This is a genomic window from Thermus sp. FJN-A, assembly GCF_054655095.1.
In genome coordinates this window covers 1-237 of sequence record NZ_BAAHSC010000083.1, presented here as the reverse complement: position 1 = coordinate 237, position 237 = coordinate 1, and the positions used below count along the sequence as shown (strand labels likewise).

At 71.3% G+C, this 237-nt stretch carries 1 pseudogene; it reads left to right on the top strand.

The window, feature by feature from the left end:
- Positions 1-237 (top strand): annotated as a pseudogene (locus ACYQ0J_RS00440) (ATP-binding protein); the annotation flags it as partial.

The window sequence follows — 237 nt, the reverse complement described above, 5'->3', positions numbered from 1 at the left end:
AAGGGGTGGGGCGGGGGAGGGACCTCGAGGCCGACCTCAAGGCCTGGCAGAGGCGCTACCCGGGGAACGAGGAGAAGGCGAGGAGCCTCCTCAAGGCCCTCAAGCGCCCCGAAGGGGTGAACCCCGTCACCCTCGTCGTGGACGACGCCACGGGCCTCACCCCCAGTGTGGTCCCCTGGCTGGTGGCCTTCGCCGAGGTGGCCACCCTGGTCCTGGCCGTCCACCCGGAGACCCTAA